This window comes from Zoogloea ramigera (assembly GCF_006539865.1).
Lineage (GTDB): Bacteria > Pseudomonadota > Gammaproteobacteria > Burkholderiales > Rhodocyclaceae > Zoogloea > Zoogloea ramigera.
This window is the reverse complement of record NZ_BJNV01000026.1, coordinates 1-20,032: the sequence shown is the minus strand read 5'-3', so window position 1 is coordinate 20,032 and position 20,032 is coordinate 1. Positions and strand designations below refer to the sequence as shown.

General features: G+C 62.7%; 15 protein-coding genes. 6 read left to right on the top strand and 9 right to left on the bottom strand.

Annotation, left to right across the window (positions count from 1 at the left end; all coding sequences use genetic code 11):
- Nucleotides 1-239 precede the first annotated feature (239 nt).
- The 4 genes from dnaA to ZRA01_RS09115 all read left to right on the top strand — a co-directional run bounded on the left by dnaA (nucleotide 240) and on the right by ZRA01_RS09115 (nucleotide 6,822).
- Nucleotides 240-1,667 (top strand): chromosomal replication initiator protein DnaA, encoded by a 1,428-nt coding sequence (gene dnaA, locus ZRA01_RS09130; protein WP_141351466.1) that lies wholly within the window; start codon nucleotides 240-242, stop codon nucleotides 1,665-1,667.
- 57 nt (nucleotides 1,668-1,724) lie between these two features.
- Nucleotides 1,725-2,831 (top strand): DNA polymerase III subunit beta, encoded by a 1,107-nt coding sequence (dnaN, locus tag ZRA01_RS09125; RefSeq protein WP_141351464.1) that lies wholly within the window; start codon nucleotides 1,725-1,727, stop codon nucleotides 2,829-2,831.
- Nucleotides 2,832-3,034: 203 nt separating this feature from the next.
- The gene (gyrB, locus tag ZRA01_RS09120; RefSeq protein ID WP_141351462.1) at nucleotides 3,035-5,506 is read left to right on the top strand and encodes a DNA topoisomerase (ATP-hydrolyzing) subunit B; all 2,472 of its coding nucleotides are present in this window, start codon (nucleotides 3,035-3,037) and stop codon (nucleotides 5,504-5,506) included.
- A gap of 317 nt (nucleotides 5,507-5,823) precedes the next feature.
- Nucleotides 5,824-6,822 carry a virulence RhuM family protein gene (locus tag ZRA01_RS09115; RefSeq protein WP_141351460.1) on the top strand — a complete coding sequence of 333 codons (999 nt, stop codon included), beginning with the start codon at nucleotides 5,824-5,826 and terminating at the stop codon, nucleotides 6,820-6,822.
- A gap of 170 nt (nucleotides 6,823-6,992) precedes the next feature.
- On the opposite strand, the gene ZRA01_RS09110 is transcribed toward ZRA01_RS09115, so the two are convergent.
- From ZRA01_RS09110 to ZRA01_RS09090, 5 genes are all read right to left on the bottom strand, one after another.
- Entirely contained in the window at nucleotides 6,993-7,766 is a 774-nt protein-coding gene (locus ZRA01_RS09110) for an E2 domain-associated cysteine-rich protein (protein ID WP_141351458.1), read from the bottom strand.
- A 12-nt stretch (nucleotides 7,767-7,778) separates the two neighbouring features.
- Nucleotides 7,779-9,314, bottom strand: a complete 1,536-nt coding sequence (locus tag ZRA01_RS09105) for a nucleotidyl cyclase domain-containing protein (RefSeq protein ID WP_141351456.1) — start codon at nucleotides 9,312-9,314, stop codon at nucleotides 7,779-7,781.
- Nucleotides 9,315-9,391: 77 nt separating this feature from the next.
- Complete coding sequence (locus ZRA01_RS09100) at nucleotides 9,392-10,315, bottom strand: TIR domain-containing protein (protein WP_141351454.1); 924 nt, start codon at nucleotides 10,313-10,315, stop codon at nucleotides 9,392-9,394.
- A 280-nt stretch (nucleotides 10,316-10,595) separates the two neighbouring features.
- Nucleotides 10,596-10,874, bottom strand: a complete 279-nt coding sequence (locus tag ZRA01_RS09095) for a hypothetical protein (protein WP_141351452.1) — start codon at nucleotides 10,872-10,874, stop codon at nucleotides 10,596-10,598.
- A gap of 71 nt (nucleotides 10,875-10,945) precedes the next feature.
- Nucleotides 10,946-11,938 carry a helix-turn-helix transcriptional regulator gene (locus tag ZRA01_RS09090; protein WP_218028690.1) on the bottom strand — a complete coding sequence of 331 codons (993 nt, stop codon included), beginning with the start codon at nucleotides 11,936-11,938 and terminating at the stop codon, nucleotides 10,946-10,948.
- 393 nt (nucleotides 11,939-12,331) lie between these two features.
- Between ZRA01_RS09090 and ZRA01_RS09085 the strand changes: the two genes are divergently transcribed.
- Both ZRA01_RS09085 and ZRA01_RS09080 read left to right on the top strand, forming a co-directional pair.
- Entirely contained in the window at nucleotides 12,332-12,808 is a 477-nt protein-coding gene (locus tag ZRA01_RS09085) for a hypothetical protein (RefSeq protein ID WP_141351448.1), read from the top strand.
- A 47-nt stretch (nucleotides 12,809-12,855) separates the two neighbouring features.
- Entirely contained in the window at nucleotides 12,856-13,089 is a 234-nt protein-coding gene (locus ZRA01_RS09080) for a hypothetical protein (protein WP_141351446.1), read from the top strand.
- A gap of 133 nt (nucleotides 13,090-13,222) precedes the next feature.
- On the opposite strand, the gene ZRA01_RS09075 is transcribed toward ZRA01_RS09080, so the two are convergent.
- From ZRA01_RS09075 to hsdR, 4 genes are read right to left on the bottom strand one after another with little or no spacing between them, the layout of a single operon-like run.
- Nucleotides 13,223-14,374 (bottom strand): restriction endonuclease subunit S, encoded by a 1,152-nt coding sequence (locus ZRA01_RS09075; RefSeq protein WP_141351444.1) that lies wholly within the window; start codon nucleotides 14,372-14,374, stop codon nucleotides 13,223-13,225.
- On the bottom strand, nucleotides 14,371-15,540 hold the full coding sequence (locus ZRA01_RS09070) for a PDDEXK nuclease domain-containing protein (RefSeq protein WP_141351442.1): 1,170 nt from the start codon (nucleotides 15,538-15,540) through the stop codon (nucleotides 14,371-14,373). Before ZRA01_RS09070 ends, ZRA01_RS09075 begins: the two co-directional genes overlap by 4 nt.
- Entirely contained in the window at nucleotides 15,537-17,360 is a 1,824-nt protein-coding gene (locus ZRA01_RS09065; protein ID WP_141351440.1) for a class I SAM-dependent DNA methyltransferase, read from the bottom strand. Before ZRA01_RS09065 ends, ZRA01_RS09070 begins: the two co-directional genes overlap by 4 nt.
- Before the next feature lie 15 nt (nucleotides 17,361-17,375).
- Complete coding sequence (gene hsdR / locus ZRA01_RS09060) at nucleotides 17,376-19,778, bottom strand: EcoAI/FtnUII family type I restriction enzme subunit R (RefSeq protein ID WP_174851604.1); 2,403 nt, start codon at nucleotides 19,776-19,778, stop codon at nucleotides 17,376-17,378.
- Nucleotides 19,779-20,032 lie beyond the last annotated feature (254 nt).

The following is a 20,032-nucleotide window of genomic DNA, read 5'->3' as shown; positions in this document are numbered from 1 at the left end:
GCCGCAAGGCCCGGGCTGCCGATCCGGGCCGTTTGTGCCACCCGGGCACCGGTTTTCGGCGCTCCGAAGCTGTGGATAAGTCTGGTCCGGAAAGGTACAATGCCCGTTTGGCCAGACTGGCTCGTGTGCGCTTCCAGCCAGCTCCGCCGCCCGGCGCAAGCCCGGCCGCAAAGCCCCAGGCAGCGCACATTCCGCCATAGAAACACGCCCACCCGACCATCGTGCCCGAAGCCTCCTCCATGCCCCAATGCGCTGCGTTCTGGACGCATTGCCTGAGCTGCCTTGAACAGGAGCTGCCCTCCCAGCAATATAAAACCTGGATCGTCCCGCTGCGCGCCGAAGAGCCGAGCGGTGGCGATGGGGCCGGGCTGCGCCTGGTCGCGCCCTCCAACTTTCACCGCCAGTGGCTGCGCGACCGTTACCTGCGGCGCATCGAAGAGCTGGGCGAGGAATACTTCGGCGCACCCTTGGCGATAGAAGTCGGCCTGGCGCCGGCTGGTGGCGTCCGCCGTCCGAGCGCGCCGCCGTCGGCGGCTCCGGTGTCGACCGCCACCCAATCCACGGCCGCCGCTCCTCAGCCCGCGCCGCCGATGCCGCGCCCGGCCATGCCCGAAGCGCCCGTGTCGGCCGAGACGGCCAACTACGACAAGTCGCGCCTCAACCCCGACTTCACCTTCGACACCCTGGTCACCGGCCGCGCCAACGACCTGGCCCGCGCCGCCGCCCTGCAGGTGGCCCAGAACCCGGGCGTCTCCTACAACCCGCTGTTCATCTATGGCGGCGTCGGCTTGGGCAAGACCCACCTCATCCACGCCCTCGGCAACTACGTCTTCAAGCACGACCCGCGCAAGGTGATCCGCTACGTGCACGCCGAGGACTACTACGCCGACGTCGTGCGCGCCTACCAGCAAAAGTCCTTCGACGTCTTCAAGCGCTACTACCGCTCGCTCGACGTGCTGATCATCGATGACATTCAGTTCTTCAACAACAAGAACCGGACCCAGGAAGAGTTCTTCCACGCCTTCAACGCCCTCACCGAGGCCAAGAAGCAGATCATCATCACCAGCGACACCTACCCGAAGGACGTCCAGGGCCTCGAAGACCGTCTGATCTCCCGCTTCGACTGGGGTCTCACCGTGCAGATCGAGCCGCCCGAGCTCGAGATGCGCGTCGCCATCCTTAAAAAGAAGGCCGAAGTCGAGCGCATTGCGCTGGATGACGACGTGGCCTTCCTGATTGCCAAGAACCTGCGCTCCAACGTGCGCGAGCTCGAAGGCGCCCTCAAAAAGGTGCTCGCCTTCGCCCGCTTCCACGGCAAGGAAGTCACGCTGGAAGTGGCCAAGGAGGCCCTCAAGGATCTCCTCAACGCCCACAACCGGCAGCTCACCGTCGAGTTCATCCAAAAAACCGTGGCCGACTACTACAAGATCAAGGTTGCCGACATGCACTCCAAGAAGCGCACCCGGGTCATCGCCCGGCCGCGCCAGGTGGCCATGTTTCTCGCCAAGGATCTCACCCCCATGAGCCTGCCGGCCATCGGCGAGGCTTTTGGCGGCCGCGACCACACCACCGTGCTCCACGCCTGCCGCACCATCGCCGAGCTCCGCCTCGGCGACACCCAGCTCAACCACGACCTGCACGTGCTCACCCAGGTGCTGCGCGGATGACGCCCACCGATTTCAAGCCTGCCGCACCCACCAGAAACGATACGGAGACCTGATCTCATGCTGCTCTTCACCGCGCCCCGCGATGCCCTCCTCGCCCCGCTGCAATCGGTATCCGGCATCGTCGAGAAACGCCATACCCTGCCGATCCTCTCCAACGTCCTGATCGAGAAGAAGGGCGACGCCCTCACCCTGCTCGCCACCGACATCGAGATCCAGATCCGCAACCGCACCACCGCCGCCCTCGGGGCCGACGACGTGGCGATCACCGTTGGCGCCCGCAAGCTGCAGGACATCCTGCGCGCCCTGCCCGACACCGCCGACGTCAGCCTCACCCTCGACGACAAGCGCATCACCCTCAAGGCCGGCAAGAGCCGCTTCCAGCTGCAGACCCTGCCCGCCGCCGACTACCCGCGCCTCGCGCCGCCCGAAGGCGAAGGTGTGCACTTCACCACCACCCAGAAGGCCTTCAAGAAGCAGCTCGCCCAGGTGCAGTACGCGATGGCCCAGCAAGACATCCGCTACTACCTCAACGGCCTGTTGCTGGTCGTGGCCGGCGACATGCTGCGCATGGTTGCCACCGACGGCCACCGCCTCGCCTACGCCGCCTCCCCGCTGGTGGGCGACTATGCCCGCACCGACGTGATCCTGCCGCGCAAGACGGTGGTCGAGCTGGCCCGCCAGCTCGCCGACTCCGACGACGCCCTCGAGGTCACCATCGTCGGCAACCAGATCGTCTTCCGCTTCGGCCACATCGAGCTCATCTCCAAGCTCATCGACGGCAAGTTCCCCGACTACGAGCGGGTCATCCCCCAGGGCCACCCCAAGCTCGTCAAGGCCAGCCGCCTGGCGCTGCTGCAGTCGCTCCAGCGCGCCGCCATCCTCACCAACGAAAAATTCCGCGGCGTGCGCCTGATGCTCTCCGAGGGCAGCCTCAAGCTGGTGTCCACCAACGCCGAGCAGGAAGAAGCCCAGGAAGAGCTCGAAGTCGACTACAGCGGCGACGCCCTCGACATCGGCTTCAACGTCACCTATCTCCTCGACGTGCTCAACAACCTGTCCGCCAACGAGATCGAGATCCGCTTCAACGACGGCAACGCCAGCGCCCTCTTCGGCCTGGCCGACGACCCCGACTTCAAGTACGTAGTCATGCCGATGAGAATCTAAGGGCGCATGAATAAACCTACTGCGCCCGCCGATCTCGCAGCTCCGGTGCTCGCTGTACTCCAGTACAGCTCCGCTCCTCGCTGCGACCTCGGCGCGCTCGCTACGGTTTCTTCACGCGCCTGACGCTTTGTCGTCATAGAGCAGAAGACAAAGCCGTGAGGCCAAGCACCTGGCCGGTAAACATTCGCTAAACCGAGAACACCATGTCCGATACCCCGCAAACCCCCGCCGCCGACAACTACGACGAATCCAGCATCCAGCAGCTCGAAGGGCTGGAGGCCGTGCGCAAGCGTCCCGGCATGTACATCGGCGACACCTCCGATGGCACCGGTCTGCACCACATGGTGTTCGAAGTTGTCGATAACGCCATCGACGAGGCCCTCGCCGGCCACTGCGACGACATCGTCATCACCATCCACGCCGACAACTCCATCTCCGTCACCGACAACGGCCGCGGCATCCCGGTCGGCGTCAAGATGGACGACAAGCACGAGCCCAAGCGCTCCGCCGCCGAGATCGTCATGTGCGTGCTCCACGCCGGCGGCAAGTTCAACCAGAACTCCTACAAAGTCTCCGGCGGCCTGCACGGCGTCGGCGTGTCGTGCGTCAACGCCCTCTCCAAGTGGCTGCGCCTCACCGTCGCCCGCGACGGCCACAAGCACTTCATGGAGTTCAACCGCGGCCACGCCGTCGACCGCAACATCGAGCTCGTCGACGGCGTCGAAACCAGCCCGCTCAAGGTCATCGGCGACACCACCAAGCGCGGCACCCGGGTGCACTACCTCGCCGACGAAGAAATCTTCGGCACCGTCGAATACCACTACGAAATCCTCGCCAAGCGCCTGCGCGAGCTGTCCTTCCTCAACAACGGCGTCAAGATCCGCCTCGTGGACCAGCGCACCGGCAAGGAAGAAGACTTCGCCTTCGCCGGCGGCGTGAAGGGCTTCGTCGAATACATCAACCGCGCCAAATCGGTGCTGCACCCCACCGTCTTCCACTCCAGCGGCGAATCCATCCAGGCCGGCGTACCCATCACCGTCGAAGTCGCCATGCAGTGGAACGACAGCTACGCCGAACAGGTGCTGTGCTACACCAACAACATCCCCCAGGCCGACGGCGGCACCCACCTCACCGGCCTGCGCACCGCGATGACCCGCGTCATCAACAAGTACATCGAAGAAAACGAGATCGCCAAGAAGGCCAAGGTGGACATCTCCGGTGACGACATGCGCGAAGGCCTCGCCTGCGTGCTGTCGGTCAAGATGCCCGACCCCAAGTTCGCCTCCCAGACCAAGATGAAGCTGGTCTCCGGCGAAGCCCGCCCGGCCGTCGAAGAAGTCGTCGCCCAAAAGCTCGCCGACTTCCTGCTCGAGCGCCCCATCGACGCCAAAACGATTTGCGGCAAGATCGTCGAAGCCTCCCGCGCCCGCGAGGCCGCCCGCCGCGCCCGCGAAATGACCCGCCGCAAGGGCGTGCTCGACGGCGTCGGCCTGCCCGGCAAGCTCGCCGACTGCCAGGAGAAAGACCCCGCCCTGTGCGAGATCTACATCGTCGAGGGCGACTCCGCCGGCGGCTCCGCCAAGCAGGGCCGCGACCGTAAGTTCCAGGCCATCCTGCCGCTGCGCGGCAAGGTGCTCAACGTCGAGCGCGCCCGCTTCGACAAGCTCATCAGCTCCGAGCAGATCACCACCCTCATCACCGCGTTGGGCACCAGCATCGGCGCCGACGACTTCAAGCCCGAAAAGCTGCGCTATCACCGCATCATCCTGATGACCGACGCGGACGTCGACGGCGCCCACATCCGCACCCTGCTGCTCACCTTCTTCTATCGCCAGATGCGCGAACTCGTCGAGCGCGGCCACATCTACATCGCCCAGCCGCCGCTCTACAAGATCAAGCACGGCAAGAACGAGATCTACATCAAGGACGACACCGAGCTCTCCGCCCACCTGCTCAAGCTCGGCCTCGAAGGCGCCTCCCTCACCCCCCGTGAAGGCGCCGACCCCATCCACACCGACGCCCTCGGCGGCCTCGCCCGCACCTACCTGCTCGCCGAAGGCGTGATCCGCCGCCTCGCCGACTGGATCGACGCCGACGTGCTGCACGCCCTGCTCGCCAACGACCTGCCCCTGTCGCTCGCCGACGAAGCCGCCGCCCGCGACTCCGCCGCCCGCCTGCAGGCCGCCATCGGCGACAGCCTCACCATCACCGCCGGCCACGACGAAGCCAGCGAAAGCTGGACGCTCGACATCGCCCGCATGCACCACGGCAACCGCAAGCGCACCCGCATCGACGCCGACTTCCTCGCCTCCGGCGACTACCGCACCATCCGCCAGGCCACCGAATCCATCTCCGGCCTCATCGGCCCCGGCGCCGTCATGCGCCGCGGTGAAAAGCAGCAAGCCGTCACCCGCTTCGCCGACGCCATCACCTGGATGCTCAATGAAGTCGAACGCGGCCTCAGCAAGCAGCGCTACAAAGGCCTCGGCGAAATGAACCCCGAGCAGCTGTGGGAAACCACCATGGACCCGGCCGTCCGCCGCCTGCTGCGCGTGCAGATCGACGACGCCATCGCCGCCGACGAAATCTTCACCACCCTGATGGGCGACAACGTCGAACCCCGCCGGGCGTTTATTGAAGAAAACGCGCTGTATGCGAGGAATCTGGATGTGTGAGGCCGCAGGCCCGCTTCTGAGCGCACACCCCCCGCGCTGAACCATCGCAACACCCCAGAAAGAGGCTCCCGCAGCCTCTTTCTATTTGGGCGCCGTCATCGTTGTCGGTGGAAACACCTCCCCCCATCGACACCCCCTGTAGGGGCGACTTCAGTCGCCCGCAGAGGCGAATAGGGGATCTACCTTGGTCCTACCGGCCGCATGCGCCTGAAGCCACACCCACAACGCACCGACCAACAAGCACCGCTTCCACAGGTAGTGGTGACGTCAGCTTCTACCTTCCGGGCGCCAGTACCACCTCTCAAGGAGAACACCGCATGAGCGAGCTGATCCTCTACCAGACCGACGATGGCAAGGCCCAGGTCAAGCTACGTGCCGAAGACGGCAGCGCCTGGCTCAGCCAGGCGGAGATCGCGGAGCTGTTCGCAACCACGGTACCTAACGCCAACATCCACATCCGCAACATCCTCAAAGAGGGCGAACTGCAGGCAGATTCAGTTATTAAGGAATCTTTAATAACTGCCGCCGATGGCAAGCGCTACCGCACCAAGCTCTACCGCCTCGAAATGATCCTGGCCGTCGGCTACCGCGTCAAAGGCGTGCGTGGCACCCAGTTCCGCCAGTGGGCCACCACCTACCTCTCCGAATACCTCGTCAAAGGCTTCGTCATGGACGACGAACGCCTCAAGAACCCGGGCGGCTGGGACTACTTCGACGAGCTGCTGGCCCGCATCCGCGAGATCCGGGCCTCCGAGAAGCGTTTCTACCAGAAGGTCCGCGACCTGTTCTCCCTCAGCGCCGACTATCGGGCCGGCGACCGGGGGGCCGACCAGTTCTTTGCCGAAGTGCAGAACAAGCTGCTCTACGCCGTCACCCAGAAGACCGCCGCCGAAATCATCATCGACCGCGCCCGGGCCGACGCCCCCAACATGGGCCTCGTCACCTGGAGCGGAAACCGGGTGCGCAAGCAGGATGTCATCGTCGCCAAGAACTACCTCTCTGCCGACGAGATCGACACCCTCAACCGCCTCGTCGTGATCTTCCTCGAACAGGCCGAACTTCGCGTCAAGCAGCAGCAGCAGCTCACGCTCGATTACTGGCGCAAGAACGTCGACCGCCTGCTCGAATTCAACGACCACCCTGTGCTGCAAGGCTCCGGCAGCCGCTCGGCCGAACAAGCCAAGGCCATCGCCCACCAGCGCTACGACCTCTTCGACACCCAGCGCCGGCAGGCTGATGCGCAGGAGGCTGACGCAGAGGATTTGCGGATGCTGGAGGATGTGGAAAGGGCTGTGAAGGGTAGTGGAAAGAGGTGAAGGGATTCGTCTGGTGAGGGACTGGTTGTCGGCCTTTTCTGCCGGCCAGTGAGCTTTGATGGGGCCGCAATGTAACCGACAGCTGTCAGCCAGCGTTCGTAAGGTCTGAACGGCGGACATTCCTTGCCTCCTGCAAGCTCAAACGCAACGTCGAGCCGCCGACATCGACCTCAACGCCTTAGAGGGCAGGAGTCGCAGGTTCCGCAACAGCTCTTTCCCTGCATTGCCCTCCAGTAAAGCTCTTCTGCATCCTCCCAATCACGAAGGGCAAGAACCAATTCGCTTGCTCGCTTGGCATGGTCAGCGCAGCGACGGACACGCTTTGCCACCTTCAAACCGGACATTCCGCAGAAGCAGCGCTGCTTTTGATTGATGACCCTCTTGTCGAGCTCCCAGACGCTGTAGATATGGGTGCTGTCAATCCACAGATCCAGAATGGGCCGGCCCTTTGAACGTTTGAATTTGAGCTGCAATCTGCCGTCAGTAAGCGCGCTAAGCATTCTGTCATTGATGGCGGTAGCCGCAGCCTGCGCCTGGCGCTGGTGGTATGCAGCATCCCCATGGGCCCATGTATCGTTGTTCGGCCACCTCCGTTTGAGACGGACGCGTTCTTGCAGCTTTAGGTACCTATATACTGTCTCTAGCCACGCTCGCGCGGACTCTTCGTCTATGACGTTTAGGCATGTTGTCCCCGTAAAGTACAGGCAGAAGGTGCCATCCGGATTGATGTGCCGCTCCGGGCAGAAAGGCGGCAGATGCTGTGGCGTCTCTTCCTGGGCCGTTACGCGGTCACCCTTTTGTTTAAGCAGAAGTTTGTAGGGGATGATCCTGCCATCCACCAACTTGACCGGCAAATCAAGGATGGCCGATGTGTCAGGCGATCTCGTGAGGGCTCCCCCGAAATCGGGAGCAGCCAGGGCAATTAGATCGACAGCAGTGGTCAAGAGGGGCTTGACTCAGTTAACAGCGATGTTCGCATGGGGGCGAACGTCGCGGATGTCGGCGCGGATGATTGCGGGCGCTCCGGCGTAAGCTTCTGCCCGTGCTTGCTTGGCGGACTCGTCGCCCTTGTCAGCCAGCGCTTCGGTTGCCTCCACGTAGTCCATGTTAGCGACCCGACGATTCTTGCCGAACAGCTTTTTAATGGCATCGGATCCGGCGTCATAAGCAGCCTGCCCAATCGCGGTCTCCGTGCCCGAGCAGGCGCATTGGCGATTCTCTGATTCGAGCACTTTGCGTCCGATCGCGCAGCGAATGCGGTCGCCTTTCTTGCCAAGCCGGGTGACAGCGATGATGCCCAAATCAAATCCGATGGCCAAGCCGAGGTCGCCCGTTTTGTAGCCTTTGGAGCGCAAACGCTCCATGCCAAGGTTAAAGCTGCTGCGCAGCGCCCCTGCCAAGCGGGTAGATTCCGAAATGGATTTCTCTTCGTCCGTGGTCTGAGCTGTGCCATCGCAGTACAAGCCGTGCACGCAGTCACCAATGAAGCGGACCCGGCGGCCCTGAAAATCTGAGGTAACCACGCGCTCCAGTTCAGCGCGCAAGACGTGCAACGTACGTACGACATCCTCAGCATTGTCATCGATATGCGCAGCCACGTAGGCGGTGAAGCCGTCGATGTCGGCGTACAGGCTAATCATTTCCTGGCGCTTGGAGTTCGCGGGCGTCAGCGCGGAGATGTCCATGTCACGTAGGGGCGGAGTCTGCCGGGTAAACTGGTAGCCTCCGATGGGATTCTTCTCCAAGTCGTCACGCCAGTCCTTGATAACTTCGTCAGCAGTCACGTCGAGTTTGGCCGCTTCCTGACATGCATGGATCTCGTCGGCGCTCAGGGCGGATTTTTCGGGTGACTCTTTCTCTGCGAGACCAATCGCCTTGCGAGCTGCGTTCGTGAGATAGATGCCTTTCACGTTGTGCTTACTGGCGAGCTTGGCCGCATGGTTTGCGGGGTCGCCGAGGAATAGCGGTTCACGATAGCCATTGCGGCCGTTGTTGACGGCAAGGGCGCGGCCGCTGTCGATACCTATACGCACTTTGGCCGCCGGGATTTGCCCATCATCGTCACCCGTTTCGGCAAGCACGTCGATGATGAGTTGGGCTGTGGCGACTGCGCGCTGGATTCGCTTGGTTTCAGCACTGGTTTCGCTGTTGTAAGGCTTGGTGAACAAGGAGTGCAGCCGCTGGCTGTGGAAGTCAACGCGCCGGGCGTCGACCTTGTCGAGGATGCGCTTGACGGCACGGTAGTGCTGATCTAGGAAACGCAACGTCCGCTTGTGGCAGTCAACGCCCTCAACGTTCGTGATGTTGAGCATGTCGTCGAGATTGAGTATGTCTGCATACAAGTGAACGCCATCAACCCGGTAGGCCACGTTCGTCGGAATTGATTCCAGTGACATGTCTCGGGTGTAGTCCTTGATGGTGACGTCCTTCACATCAGCAATCTTCTTGTCGATGTGCTCGGCGGCGCGGTCATGGTTCCAGTTTTTGCTCACTGAATTCTCCCTCTAGATGCGGCAAGCGACTTTCGATCGTTCAAGCGCGTGCCTTAGACGAATGCGGGCGCACCGTTCTACCTCGGCCCGAGTTCATTGAAGATGTCCCGCAGTTGGTTGCAAGCAGGGCCGAGGCTGGCGGCTATGTCCTTGCCGGCGGCCAAGCGGTAGCCGATGGTCGTAAGGCCCGTCAGATCCGATGGAAGGCGAACTTCGTCCCCCCTGGGCTCAAGGAGGAAAGATCGCATCCTACCCAGTCGGCCAACAAAAAGGCCAAGCTCAAAGATGACATTGTCGCGTGGAGTGCCTTGTGTCTCCCCGCGGGCGGTAATCTGATCGTCCGGCTGTGCGATCGCAATGGCGAAATCGCTCTCATCGAGTTGCTCCTCCAGACTTTCAATGGGGTATCGTGAAGCGCGAAAGACCCCTTCAGTCCAAATCTTCACGAAGAATTTGTCGTGCTCGAAGTGGTTTTCGATAGCGCGAGCGATGGACAGGGCTTCAACCGAGCAGATGATGAAGACCCGCGCCGACTGATGGGCTGGACGGACCAAGTTGTTGCGTTGATGCAGTCGCTCGACGAGTTGGCGGGTGATCTGCTGCCAGACTCGCGGGAAGTCGTTCGCTGCATTTTTGAAGTCCGAAGCGGATACCATCAGAACAACGGACGGCTCGGTGGCGAGGACCGTAGCGGAGCGTGCAGCAGTGGCAACCAGTGCCGACATCTCGCCGACATGCTCCGTGGGGCCGCGACTGGCAACCTCACGGCCATGAACCTGGACTTGAAAACGGCCGGTGATGATGAAGTAGACATCGGTATCTTGTGCCCCCTGTGTGATAAGCACTTGGCCCGCCGCCATGTCCAACAGGGAGCCTGCATCCGCCAACCGGCTGGCCAAGGCGTCGTTTCCCAAGACTAGCCTTTGCTGCGATAACGCGTCCTCAAGAGCTGCGCGGCCTGCATCGCCTTCAAACCGTTCAATCATCTTTCCGACATTCATTAAACGACTACCTTTTCATTGGGCGTAAAGCGCATTGTGTGTTGGCGGGGCAAAAGGGAAGAATCTAATAGCGATATTCGATGAAGAATGAAATAACTATATGCAGTAGCCCATACTTCGTCGAGATACCGCGCGCCGTATTTATTCAGACCCTCGCTTTGGGCGTCGGAAAGTGATGCCCTCCGAATACAGTAATAGGTTCGCGTCCAGATGGAAAACTTTGGATCTGGCACTGACCGGTCGTAAAGGTATTCGTGACGACCGTTCTCTCCTTTCGGACTCAAGCGTCGATCGTGTGGGTCCAGCTCGGGAGGCCGGCATCGGACAAGTAGTCCACGAGCGCAGGGCTACCAAAGAACTGCACTCGGCCGCCGGACATGTAGGCCAGCGCAGACTGGTCGACACGTAGGTTCGCAAGCCGGGCCCGGGCGGTCAGCTGCGCTAAGAGGCGGGAGTTGTCTTCGCGAGTCCCGGATGAAGATCTGGCATCGAACACTGCGAAGTTAATCCAGCCGCCGCTGCGACTGCGTTCTCGAAGATGGGCGAGATTGACCCTCATGGAGTGCTCCTTGCTGAACTAACCGTAGACATGGAGCGCATTCTAGATAGATCACTAGCTCAAAGAGTGACCTACTGAGAACTGACGGGCCGATTTATTGATGCTGCCTCGCATAACGCAGCATGAAGCTTTTGCCTCAACTCGGCGGGAGCCAGAACCTCGACTTCTGGGCTGTGCCGAAGGAGATCCATGACAAGCTCATGGTCATTTGAATACGGTATCTCCAAGATATAGCTGCCGTCCGGCTCAACAGAGCTTGTCTGGTCGTGATGCCAGGTTTCCTTACTCACCCACTGGGCACGCGCAGCGGTGAACTTCAGGCGGGCGCGGTGCTTGGCAGGACCAGCGAAGATGCCGTAGCCGGCCCGAAAGTGCTCGTCTAGCTCTTGCTGGCTGATCTCTACGGAATGCTGGTCGAGGACTCGCGCCCGCTCAATTGCCTCAAGCGCAAAGGAGCGAAGGCCCTGCCGCAAGTGGCACCACGCATCGAGGATCCAGTTCTCGCGGTAGTAAACCAGTTTTTGCGGTGAGATGGTTCGCTGCGTCTGTTCCCGTCGCTCCCTGTTCCAGTACGTCAGCTCCAGGCGCCTTCCCTCAAGCAGCGCGCCAGCTATGACTTGGAAGTGCTTGGGCTCGACTTTCCTCGGCGCGAAGTGAACAAGACGAAGCTTGCGCTCAAGCGGACGAACCGACTTTGTGCCCTCCGCCAGCATGCCTCGCAACCGGGACTTGAGTGGGGCTATGTGGTCTTCGAGCAGACCCGGCTGGACTCCTTCGACTAGGTGAAGCATGGTCAGGAGTGCGAACACTTCGGACGAATCGAACCACACCCCTGGAAGCTCGAATCTCCCGCCTTCGGTCACCTCATCTCGAATGACATAACCGCGCTTGCTGCGATCCCATTCGAGCGGACAACCCATCCGATCGCGTAGGAATTCCAAGTCGCGCTTGACGGATGCCTCGGAGACCTCGAGTTCGTCTATCAGGAACGCCATCGAAACGGAACCCCGTTTGCGGATAAGGCGCACGATCTTTGTTATGCGCTCTACGCTGACCTTAGACATCGTATATCCCTCATTCCACATTCAATGGCAAAGGTAGGGTGTCTTTCAAAAGCCGCTATCTATGCCGAAATAGTGTCCACCTTACCTTATTGGGATAATTAATGCCTGTCACGTTATAACCACCGTCCGTACGTCTCGGCATGCAGACCACCGTTCGGTAATCATCAAAGGGCAGCAGTGGAGCGCGCTGCTGCCGTTCGTTGTGGGGGATTCCAACGGCTCCTTCGGCCGACAACCTGCCGCCCCTTCTTATGTGCCGGTCGGTGCCCCCCAGCCACATGTCCATCCGCCCCCGAAAACCTATTTGACATCCACGCCCGCTTCCGTCCAGAATCCAAACCTCGCACTGCCGTGCGAACATCATACCTAAACACCATTCAGGAGGAGCGACAAATGTCTCAGAACGTGATTTCCCTGGCCCTGTCTGCGGATCAACTTGCCGAGGTGAACAAGGCGCTCGACATGCTCGAGAAGAACCTTACGGAGCTGATTTCGCTGTCGGTGGATGATCGGAGTGAGCTGCGCAAGATGGGGCCGAAGTCGGAGATGTTCGCGCGCAAGGCTTATGACGTGCTGGCGCAGTCGCCGGAGATCCTGCCGGGCACGTTCGAGCTTGCCGACTTTACGGTCGATCTCGAGGCGCTGGACCAGCTGCGGCCGGTGTTCGCCCGGATCGCGGCGCTGGCCGGGCGGGCGGACGACACCGAGATGGCGCTGGGTAGCGACATCTATAGCGCGGCGCTGGAGGGCTACCGTTATGCCAAGCTGGCCGGCAAGGGTGCGGCGCTGGACGAACTGAAGGCCCAGGCGTCGGTGCGGTTTGCCCGGCAGGGCAAGCGCAAGGGCGCCAAGGGCGGCGATCAGGCTTGATCGTTGCGGGGCGGGGGCGGCGGGTTCAAGTCTGACTTGAACCCTCGATGGGTAAACTTGAACCGGTTCAAGCCGCACTTGAACTTTTCGAGGTCGGACTTGAACTGCTGCAACTCCAACTTGAACCCGTTCAAGTTGGAGTTGAACTTTCAAAGCAAAAACTTGAACTTTCAAAGGTCAGACTTGAACTTTTGATGCTCAGACTTGCATGGGTTCAGGCTGGACTTGAACTCACCGAGCTTCGACTTGAACAAGTTCAAGTCGGGGCGTCGTCGATCTGACAGGCTCCCTGCCCGCCGACATGATTCGGTTCAGGTCGGTCAGGCGGTCTGGCCGCCCCTGTCCCGATTCGGAGAGGGCCCGCGTCAGGGCATACATGACACCCGGCGCGGGGCCGCGGCTGGCGAGCTGCCTTCAATCGGCTCTCGCAAACACCCGTTCCAGCACCGCCGGCAGCAGCGCGGCGTTGGCCTCGCGGATCGCGGCGTGTCTGGCTTTGAGGGCTTGGGTAAGTCGATGCGCCTCGCGCAGCTTTAATTGCGTTGCCATCGACGGAACCGGCATTTCGTAGCTCAGGAATGCCGATGGCTGCAGGCGGCGACGGCGGATGTTGGTGCCGCCGCTCCGCTCTGCCAGCTGAGGCCAGATCTCGGGCGTGCGGAAGTAGATATCCAGCAGCTCGGGCAGGACTTCATCCGTGTTGAGCGAGAACACCGGAAATTCCGGAGAGACCACCATGCCGTCACATTCCGGCGGCACGACGCCCAAAGCACCTTCCCAGGCCATCAGCTTGGGATACGTGAAATCACCCGCCCGGACGGTCGACAGCCGCTCGTAGGCAAACTCGCTGCCTGCCTTGACGACACTCGGGAAGACGCCGCGCCCGAACGAATAGACGCCCGCAAAACGGTATTGAACGGTTCCGTCGACCGTCACATCGGGCGGTCGTTGGGATACCAGTTCCGACATCGGCCGCTTCGTCGGCTGCTCATTTGGAGGTTGAAAAATGTACGCCCTGACCAGTCGCTCGGCGTCGCGCTCAACGGCCGCCAGATGCGCTTCGACCTGCCGGGTTTTCTCGGCCAGCGCGTCGAGGCGGGCGACGAGGGCTTGCTGTTCGGGCAGTGGCGGCAGCGCAATCTGCTGGTCGAGAAAACGCTCCTCCTTGATGCGAACCCGGTTCGTCGTACCCTCGCTGGCCGCTTTGCATAGCTCAACAAAGGGTGTCGAGCGGACCAGCCAACCCATGAACGCCGCATCGCACTGGTCCGGATCACGAAACTTGAACGAGGGGAAATCGTTGCTGACAATCGCGCCATCTAGTTCTGGCGGTACCAGACCAATTGCGCCGTTGCGTGCGTCGATCTTGGACAGGATCAAATGGTTGGCACGCACAACACGTCGAACCGATACGACATCGCTGCCAGTAACCTTGCCTCGACTGACAACCCCTTTGCCCCATAGTTTGATGGTGACTTCGTGGTACTCAGCAGCCGGATCGATCACTGCAGATTCGTCGGAGCGTCGTAGCAATTCGCCCAACGCAACTTTAGGCCACGCCTTCATACCCCGCCCTCCGCATCCCCGCCGCGCGCGATCCGTCGCGCCTCCAGTTCCCGCCGCGTCCTGTCCAGCTCCTCGGCCAGCCGCTTTTCATCGGGCAGCGCCGTGCGGTATTCGGCCGTCAAAACCTTGTTGGACAAGCCCTCCAGCGTGTAATGGGCTTCGTTGCTGCCTTGGCTTGAACACAGGATCAGCCCGATGGGCGGGTTCTCGCCCGGCTTCATCCAGTGCTGGCGGGCGTAGTTGAGGTACATGTGCATCTGGCCGGCGTCGGCGTAGCTGAACTTGCCGACCTTGAGGTCGATGACCAGCAGGCACTTCAGGCTGCGGTGGAAGAACAAGAGGTCGATGCGAAACCAGCTGTCGTCCAGCCGTAGCCGGCGCTGGCGGCCGAGAAAGGCAAAGTCGTCGCCCAGCTCCAGCAGGAAGTCGGCGAGGTGCTGGATCAGCGCCTCTTCCAGCTCGGATTCGGAATACTCGTCCTTGAGGTTCAGGAACTCCAGCACGAAAGGGTCCTTGAGGGCCTGCTCGGGCGTGATGGCGTCGCCGGGTTCGGCCGCCTCGGCCTTTTCGAGCATCGTGGCCTTGTTGCGTGACAGGGCGATGCGCTCGTAGAACTGGCTGTTGATCTGCCGGTCCAGCTGGCGCACGCTCCAGCCGCAGCGCAGGGCTTCGGTTTCATAGAAAGCGCGGGCGTGTTCGTTCCTGACCGACAGCAGGCGCACGTAGGCCGACCAGGGCAGCGGGAAGGCCTGGGCGAGGCGGGATAGATCGATGGATGTCTGAACCAGAGGTTCGGCAGACAGCGTCTGCGAAATCTGCGGTGCGGCAGATTTGCCAGACAGTGTCTGGCAAATCTTGACCGTGGGCCACGCCAGGTAAAACTGCCGCATCTGCTGCAAGTTCTGCCGACTGAAGCCGCGCCCGAAGCGGGCATTCAAATCTGTTGCCAGACGCGCAAGCAAGGTTTCACCGTAGTCGGCCCGTTCCTTGCCACTCTGCTCGAACTCGACGATGCGCCGCCCGATCTCCCAATAGCTGGACGTCATCAGCGCATTGACGCTGCGCGCGGCAGTGCGGCGGGCGGCCTCGAGCAGCGCGACGATGTCGCCGTGGACGGCGGCGTAGCCGGCCGGGTCCGGGCTGGCCGGTGTGCTGCGCTCGGTCATGCCTGCACCTCGGCCACCAGGGCTTCGATCTCGCCCAGGAGGCGCATCACCTCGGCTTCGTGGCTGCGCATGGCGGCGATCAGGTCTTGCGGGTCGGCGTGCTCCAGGCCGGCCTTGGCATGGGGGTTCTTGAGGTCGAGGTTGTAGATCGGCCAGTACTGCGCGTCGCCCTCGGCCTGCGCCGATCTGGCGGCCTGCTCGTGGGCCTGCTGGGTGGCCTTCAACGCGCGCAGCTGCTCTTGCAGCGCGGCCTTGTCGCTGGCGGCCTGCAGGGCTTGCTCCCGTTCGCGGATGGGCTGGCCCACGGCGAGCGCGGCCTGGCGTTCGGCCTCGGCCCGCTGCCAGTGCGGCGTGGCGGCGGCGACGGCGGCGGCGCGCTTGGCGGCAAAGTCCACCTTCCAGGCCTGGGGGCCTTCCTCCCGGGCGTTCCACCAGGCCAGGGCCGGCGCGAACTCGTCGAACTGCAGGGGCGCGGTCTTGCTGTATTTCTTGCGGCCCTCGGGCAGCGGCAGCTCGTAGTACCAGATGGTGTCGGTGGGGCCGCCGCGCTCGAAGAACAGCAGGTTGGCGGGGATGTCGGTGTAGGGCGCGAACACGCCCTGCGGCAAGCGCACGATGGTGTGCAGCCTGAACTCCTTGAGCATCTCTTCCTTGATGACGGCGCAGACGCCGTCGCCGAACAGGGTGCCGTTGGGCACGACCACGGCGGCACGGCCCCCCCGGGCGGCAGGCTTGCCACCCGGCACCGGGGCGCCGGCCACGCGCAGCTTGCGCATGATGTACTGCAGGAAGAGCAGGGCGGTTTCCGCCGTCTGCATGTTGGGCGGGAAGTTGGCCTTGATGCCGACCTCCTCCTCGCCGCCGAAGGGCGGGTTGGTGAGGATCACGTCCACGCGCTCGCTGTGGCCGATCTCGCCGACCCGCCGCGCCAGCGTGTTGCCGTAGGCGATCTGCGGGGCTTCCAGGCCGTGCAGCAGCAGGTTCATCTGCGCCAGCATGTAGGGCAGCGGCTTGGCTTCCTGGCCGTAGAGCGTGTCGCGCTGCAGGCTGCGGCGCTGGTCCGGCGTGTTCACCTGCGGGGCGAGGTGGTCATAGGCTTCGACCAGAAAGCCGCCGGTGCCGCAGGCGGGGTCGAGCACGGTTTCGCCGAGGCGCGGGTCGGTGACCTGCACCATGAAGCGCACCACCGGGCGCGGGGTGTAGAACTCGCCGGCGTCGCCCGCCGCGTCGCGCATTTCGCGCAGCATCGACTCGTACAGGTGCGAGAGGGTGTGGATTTCCTCGCTGGCCGAGAAGTGGATGCCGTTGATCTTGTTGAGGATGTCGCGCAGCAGGTAGCCGCTGACCATGCGGTTCTGCACGCCCTTGAACACGTTGGCGATCACTTCGCGCTGGCTGCCTTTTTCGCCTTCGCCCGCGAGGCCGCGCAGATGGGCGAACAGGCCCTTGCCGGTGCTGCCATCGGCACGCACGGTGGCCTCCTGGCCGATGAAGGCCAGCAGCTCGTCGCCGGTGATGCCGTCTTCGCGCGCGGCCCAGTCGCGCCAGCGGTAGGGGGCTTCGATGATGGGCTGGTAGCGCTTGCCGTCGAGTTCGGCTTCTTCCTCGTGCACGATCTCGAGATCGTCGAGGAACTTGAGAAACATCACCCAGGTGAGCAGCGGCAGGCGGTCCACATCGCCGTTGAGGCCCTTGTCCTTGCGCAGGATCTTGCGGGCGGTGCCGATCAGCGCCGAGAGGTTTTCACGGGTGGTGAGCGGCGTCTTGGCTTTGCGCGGCGCGCGGGGTTTTTTGTCGCCGGGGGTGGCAGATCTGGGCATGGGGTGGGGGTCTCGTTATTGGTAGAGCGCCGTCTGCAGCCGGGATACGGCGTCCTTCATGCCGCGCACTCCGCCGAAGTGGCGTGCGGCGATCTCGGAAGGGCTGCCGTAGCGGTCGAAGGGTTGCACCTTCATCAGCTCGGACAAGACATTGAACTGCAGAATGCCGCGCTCGACGTAGCGGTCGAGCAGCAGCGAGAGGATTTCGCGGGCGGTGTCGCTGCGCTGGGCGAAGAGGTCGTGGGCCCGGCGTTTTGCCGCATCGGCGCGTTGGCGGCGGGTGAGCAGGGGGGCATTCCAGGCCAGATGGCACAGCAGGTCGAAGGGGTCGGCGTCGGGTTGTTCGCTGCTGGCGGCCAGCTCCTCGAAGCTGATGCCGCGTTCGGTCAGCGCGCGCAGCACCTCGCTGCGGGTGTCAGGATCGGCCCAGGCCGATTGCAATGCCTCGCGGGTGGGGTACAGGCTGCGCACGGCGCGGCTGGAGTATTCGGTGTACTTGACCACCTGCAGCTTCTTGCCATCGGTGTCGAGGTCGTAGACCAGATGGCCGATCACCTCGACCTCGCCGCCGTCGATGTAGAACTTGCGTGGCTCAGCTGGCGGGTCGGTGATGATTTCGCCACCACCGTCCGGCGTTTCGTCTTGTTCGGGTTCGGCCAGGTACGCAGCTTCCGGCTCCGCTGCAGCGGGGGGCTCGTTGGTGGTGGCCTCGACCAGCTCGCCCGTTTCGTCGATCGTCGCTTCCTCGATGCGCGCGGGCTCACCGTCGAAGTCCGGGTCGGCGAAGTGATGCGTGGCGGTGCCGGTGAAGTCGATGATGTTGAAGTATTCCTTGCCGTAATCCACCTTCAAGCGCGTACCGCGACCGACGATCTGCTTGAACTCCGAGCGCGAGCCGACCACCCGCGCCAGCACCACGTTCTTGACCATCTCGGCATCCACGCCGGTGGTGAGCAGCTGGGAGGTGGTGAGGATGACCGGCGTGGGCTTGTCGACATCCTGAAAGTGCGACAGATGGGTGAGGCCGATCGCGCCCTCGTCGGCGGTGACGCGGCAGACGTAATCGGGGTATTGCCGGACGAGGTCGCCGTTGAGGTTGATCAGTTCTTGCCGCATCTCGGCGGCGTGTTCCTGATCGACGCAGAACACCAGGGTTTTGGCGAAGCGGTCGGTGCCCTTGAGTAGATCGGTCAGGTGCCGGGCCAGGGCCCGGGTGCGGGAACGCAGGGCCACGATGCGCTCGAAATCCTTGGTCTGGTATTCCTCGTCGGGCACCTTGCGACCGTAGCGGTCCAGTTCGTCCTTGCTGGGGCGCCAACCTGCGGCATCCACGGTGGTGATGACGCGATGCACGCGGTAGGGCGCGAGGAAGCCGTCCTCGATGCCCTGGCGCAGGCTGTAGGTGTAGACCGGGTTGCCGAAGTACTCGTAGCTGTCGCGGGACTCCTCGCGCAGTGGCGTGGCCGTCATGCCGAACTGCGCGGCGGGCGCGAAGTAGTCCAGCACCGCGCGCCAGGCACTCTCGTCACGGCTGGAGCCGCGGTGGCATTCATCGATGATGATCAGGTCGAAGAAGTCCGGGCGGTACTGGCGGAAGACGTCGCCGCTGGCGGTGGTGAGCGCCTGATAGATGCCGAAGTACATGTCTCGGCCCTGGCTGGTGTCGCCTCCGGCGATCTTGTGCCTTGCATCGCCGAAGGGCGCGAACATCCTGGCCATCGGGTCGTCGACCAGAATGTTGCGGTCGGCGAGAAACAAGATCTTCGGGCGACGGTATTCGCCCGTTCGATTCCAGCGGCTGCTCCACAGCTTCCAGCAGATCTGGAAAGCCACGCAGGTCTTGCCGGTGCCGGTGGCCAGGGTGGCCAGGATGCGCTTCTGGCCACGCAGGATGGCCTCGATCACGCGGTGGATCGCGATCTGCTGGTAGTAGCGCGGCACCTTGCCGGAAACGAGGTTGAAGGGTTCCAGCAGGTGGCTCGCCGAGGCCTGCGGCAGTTGCGTGGCGGCTGTCAGGCGGGCGAACAACTCGTCGGGTGTGGCGTAGCGATCCACCTCACGTTCGGTGCCGGTGAGGTAGTCGATTTCGATGATGCGGTGGCCGTTGGTTGCGTAGGCGAACTTGAGGCCGAGAATCTCGGCGTATTCCCGCGCCTGTTGGACCCCGGTTTCCACGGACAGCCCGATTTCCTTGGCTTCGACCACCGCCAGGGGATAGTCGCGGCGGTAATACAGAAGGTAGTCGGCGCGTTTCTGCTTGCCACGCCGGACCTTGCCTCCCGCCACGATGATGCGGCCGTTGGTGAAGCTGCGCTGCTCTCCAATGGCATGCGGCGCCACGCCCCAGCCGGCCTCGAGCAGCCGCGGTGTGACGAATTCTCGGCAGGTGTCCGCTTCGGTGATCACGCCGTTTCGCATCGCCTCTCCCTTCATCGTCTGCAAGCGCCAGAGTATTTGCCACCGGCCCCGCGGCAGTCCTGGGCGGCTTGGCATGAGCGCGTGATTTTATCAACGCACCAGCGCCGCCGGAGTTTGATGAGCGAGCTGGGTTTCCGGGGCTCTCAATGCGTGAAGGGGGCAGAGCATTCAACCTAGAAACGGCAGTTGACCGCTTTCCGCAATCTCGAGAGCCGTATGAACACTTGCGATAGTGCCTTCGCCGACGCACACCC

Bases quoted from the DNA above. Each gene is read 5' to 3' on its own strand.
- ZRA01_RS09115 (WP_141351460.1), top strand. From the start codon at position 5,824: ATGAGCGAGCTGATCCTCTACCAGACCGACGATGGCAAGGCCCAGGTC.
- hsdR (WP_174851604.1), bottom strand. From the start codon at position 19,778: ATGCGAAACGGCGTGATCACCGAAGCGGACACCTGCCGAGAATTCGTC.
- ZRA01_RS09085 (WP_141351448.1), top strand. From the start codon at position 12,332: ATGTCTCAGAACGTGATTTCCCTGGCCCTGTCTGCGGATCAACTTGCC.
- ZRA01_RS09095 (WP_141351452.1), bottom strand. From the start codon at position 10,874: ATGAGGGTCAATCTCGCCCATCTTCGAGAACGCAGTCGCAGCGGCGGC.
- ZRA01_RS09065 (WP_141351440.1), bottom strand. From the start codon at position 17,360: ATGCCCAGATCTGCCACCCCCGGCGACAAAAAACCCCGCGCGCCGCGC.
- gyrB (WP_141351462.1), top strand. From the start codon at position 3,035: ATGTCCGATACCCCGCAAACCCCCGCCGCCGACAACTACGACGAATCC.
- ZRA01_RS09075 (WP_141351444.1), bottom strand. From the start codon at position 14,374: ATGAAGGCGTGGCCTAAAGTTGCGTTGGGCGAATTGCTACGACGCTCC.
- ZRA01_RS09090 (WP_218028690.1), bottom strand. From the start codon at position 11,938: ATGTCTAAGGTCAGCGTAGAGCGCATAACAAAGATCGTGCGCCTTATC.
- dnaN (WP_141351464.1), top strand. From the start codon at position 1,725: ATGCTGCTCTTCACCGCGCCCCGCGATGCCCTCCTCGCCCCGCTGCAA.
- ZRA01_RS09100 (WP_141351454.1), bottom strand. From the start codon at position 10,315: ATGAATGTCGGAAAGATGATTGAACGGTTTGAAGGCGATGCAGGCCGC.
- dnaA (WP_141351466.1), top strand. From the start codon at position 240: ATGCCCCAATGCGCTGCGTTCTGGACGCATTGCCTGAGCTGCCTTGAA.
- ZRA01_RS09080 (WP_141351446.1), top strand. From the start codon at position 12,856: ATGGGTAAACTTGAACCGGTTCAAGCCGCACTTGAACTTTTCGAGGTC.
- ZRA01_RS09070 (WP_141351442.1), bottom strand. From the start codon at position 15,540: ATGACCGAGCGCAGCACACCGGCCAGCCCGGACCCGGCCGGCTACGCC.